Raw genomic sequence first — 3,400 nt, 5'->3', positions numbered from 1 at the left:
ATCAAGGGAACGGAATGGAAATGAAATATACCTTGGTCGCTGAAAGTGAAGCGGATTTGAAAACCGGAAAAATATCTGTAACTTCTCCAATCGGGAAAGGTTTGTTGGGCAAAAAAGTAGGCGAAGTAGCCGAAATTACAGTGCCAAACGGAGTATTGAAATTTGAAATCATTGAAATTTCTCGCGACTAAAAATAACAATCATGAGCAGTATTTTTACCAAAATTGTAAATGGCGAAATTCCTTGCTATAAAGTAGCAGAAGAAGATCAATTTCTAGCTTTTTTGGATGTTAATCCGAATGCAGTTGGTCATACGCTTTGTATTCCTAAGCAAGAAATTGATAAGCTTTTTGATATGGATGAGGAATTATATCTAGGATTGATGCGTTTCTCAAAGAAAGTTGCTGCTGCTCTAGAAAAAACAGTGCCTTGTGAACGAATAGGTATGGCTGTAATTGGACTAGAAGTACCTCACGCACACGTACATTTGATTCCGATTCATGAAATGAACGAGATGCGTTTTCAAAATAAAGTCGCTTTGACAAAAGAGGAATTCGAAACTTTGGCAACAAAGATTCAACAGAATTTATAAAATCTTTTTTTCATATATTTAAACACGAATAGCAATCTTTGAAAGCTGTTCGTTTTTTTTTTATACCAATTCTCAATTATGAAAATCTTTTTTTCTTATTGCCTCTTTTTTTGTGCCTTACTAACCTTCGGACAAACGAAAGATAATTTTGTTCTGATAGACGCAAAAATGGCAAAGATTCCAAAATCGTCTACCAAAAACTCAAAAAGTATTGCCGATTATATTGCTGCTAATTTTAAGTCAGAAAATGAGAAGCTAAGAGCTAGTTTTTTTTGGGTGGCATCCAACATTAGTTATGATGTGGCCAATATGGAGAATATCGAATTTAGCGACACTTCGGAACAGAAAATTGATAAAACGCTTAACACCAGAAAAGGAGTGTGTATTCATTATGCCGAATTGTTTAATGCGATTGTGAGTCAGTTAGGCTTTGAAAGCGTAATCATTGAAGGATATACCAAACAATTTGGTAAAGTGGCGGCATTATCTCACGCTTGGTGTGCGGTTAAGAGTGAGGGCAAGTGGTGGTTGTTTGACCCAACTTGGGGTGCAGGCTCCGTAAATAATGGTGTTTTTACCAAAAAGCTCAATAATTTTTATTTCAAAACACCTCCAAAGGCAATGTTGGAAACCCATATGCCTTTTGATTATTTATGGCAATCATCAACTGCCTCACAAGCTTGTATGGCTGCGCTCATTACTCCTGTATGCCCAACCATATCGCCGTTGGCAAAATTCAAACAAACAAAATCAACTTCACCTTTGTTCAATTCAGGAACCAAAGCATCTTTCAATTCATAAGCACTCATTTCTGGTTTCAAATCATAAGTGGCTACTTTTGGAGAATTTCTTAAGATACGTGTTTCGCCCTCAAAAGGAACTTCTCTTCCTCCTGAGAAAAAGAACGTAACATGTGGATATTTTTCAGTTTCAGCAATACGAATTTGTTTTTTTTTGGCTTTTTCTAAAACCTCACCCAAAGTTTCAGTGATGTTGTCTTTGTTGTACACCACTTTCACGTTTTCATACGTTTCATCGTAATTGGTCAAAGTAACATAATACAAAGACAATTTGTGCATATTTTGCTCATGAAAATCTTTTTGTGATAAAGCTTCTGTCAATTCACGTCCTCTGTCTGTTCTGAAGTTAAAGAAAATAACTACGTCATCTTCTTCTATTTTAGCCAATGGTTGACCTGCTTCGTCTACAACAACCAAAGGATCTATAAATTCATCCGTCACATCTTTAGCATAGCTTTCTTCAATTGCTGCTACTGGATTTTGAGTAGCCGTTCCCGTTCCATTTACCACTAAATCATAGGCTAACTTTACACGCTCCCATCTTTTATCACGATCCATAGCATAATATCTACCTACAACTGAGGCTAATTTAGCTGTTGTTGGCGCCATGAATTCTTGTAAATCTTGAATGTATTGTTTTCCTGATTTTGGATCTACATCACGTCCGTCAGTAAAAGCATGCACAAAAACATCTTGCAAACCATAAGTTTGTGACGCTTCAATTAATCCTCTTAAATGTGAAGTATGTGAATGGACACCACCATCAGAAACTAATCCTAAGAAATGTACTTTTTTGTTGTTTTCTTTGGCATAAGTAAAGGCATCAACTAAAACAGATTCTTTAGCTAAAGTATGATTTGCCACAGCCAAATTGATTTTTGCCAAATCTTGGTATACAATTCTACCAGCACCCAAATTCATGTGTCCCACTTCACTATTTCCCATTTGCCCTTCTGGCAAACCAACATTTAAACCATCGGTTCTAAGTTGTGCACTAGGATATTTTTCGTAAAGACTATTGATAAAAGGTACATTGGCATTGTCTATTGCAGACACCTTAGGATCAGGAGATTTCCCCCATCCATCAAGTATCATAAGGATAACTTTCTTGTTCATAATTATTTTTTTATCAAATATAAAGAATTTTGAAGCGCCGAAAAAGGATTCTAAAATTCGCTTTTTCATTTCAATCGATGTAGGTGATAAAAATTTACAAAAAAGACCCTAAAATTTCGATTTTAACTTTTTATAAACAAATTCTTCGCTTCATTATAATCAATAAAATAGCGTACACTGATGGATAAAGTGTGTTGCAATTTTTCATTGGTTAATATGGTATTCAGATTATCCCTATAATTTTTATTGATAAGGTCCTCAAAATTAGCCGAACTGTTGCGATACAAAAACGAAACCTGACTCCCGGGTGCAAACCACCAAGAACAAGACAAGTCCATATTCCAAGAATAAAAACTTGAATTCTTATTCAGATTATACCCCATAAATTCAACCAATCTTCCATTGGGAGCTAGTTGAAGTATGTTTTTGTTTTCTGCATAAGACCAATATTGTCTCACCAATAAATTAAAATTAACCTGACTATTTATGGAATATTTCCCAGAAATATTATGAGAATAAGTAACTACATTTCGATTAGCAAAAAGAATCATTTTATCTAAAGAAGCGTCAATCGTATTCTCAACTTTATCAATATACCCTTTATTATTATTTCGTCTTGAAAATCCAAAATCATACACTACCGCCATTTTATCATTAAAACGATATCTTGGGCTCACAGTCACGCCGATAAAATCTCTTCCAGGTTCATCTGAACGAAAATACTCTGGATTAATATCAAAGGCAAATTTGTAGTTGTAATTACGAGAATAGTATGCCCAAAAGCCATAACTCGTAGGGGTGATGACATATCGACCTGACTGACGAGGTTCATAATAATCATAATTTTCAAAGGGATTAAAAACAATGCCAAGACCATATGAATTATTCTTTT

The 3,400-nt window shown here is 34.9% G+C and carries 3 protein-coding genes and 2 pseudogenes; 3 read left to right on the top strand and 2 right to left on the bottom strand.

The features are described 5' to 3' along the window. The 3 genes and pseudogenes from BXU11_RS16825 to BXU11_RS18180 form a co-directional block, all read left to right on the top strand. Positions 1-191, top strand: a 191-nt coding sequence (locus BXU11_RS16825; RefSeq protein WP_189318558.1) for a GreA/GreB family elongation factor, incomplete at its 5' end; no start/stop codon positions are given. A gap of 11 nt (positions 192-202) precedes the next feature. After that, positions 203-592 carry an HIT family protein gene (locus BXU11_RS16820; RefSeq protein WP_078210993.1) on the top strand — a complete coding sequence of 130 codons (390 nt, stop codon included), beginning with the start codon at positions 203-205 and terminating at the stop codon, positions 590-592. Between the two features lie 78 nt (positions 593-670). Continuing rightward, positions 671-1,135: pseudogene (locus BXU11_RS18180) on the top strand (transglutaminase domain-containing protein); the annotation flags it as partial. Between the two features lie 107 nt (positions 1,136-1,242). Here BXU11_RS18180 and gpmI read toward each other — a convergent pair. Beyond that, positions 1,243-2,508, bottom strand: a pseudogene (gpmI, locus tag BXU11_RS16810) (2,3-bisphosphoglycerate-independent phosphoglycerate mutase); the annotation flags it as partial. Between the two features lie 122 nt (positions 2,509-2,630). Then, positions 2,631-3,400, bottom strand: a 770-nt coding sequence (locus BXU11_RS17920) for a DUF5916 domain-containing protein (protein ID WP_223253765.1), incomplete at its 5' end; no start/stop codon positions are given.

The sequence above is a fragment of the Flavobacterium sp. LM5 genome, assembly GCF_002017945.1.
Classification (GTDB): Bacteria; Bacteroidota; Bacteroidia; order Flavobacteriales; family Flavobacteriaceae; genus Flavobacterium; species Flavobacterium succinicans.
Note: the sequence above shows the minus strand (reverse complement) of the source record. Positions and strands in the feature narration are given on the sequence as shown.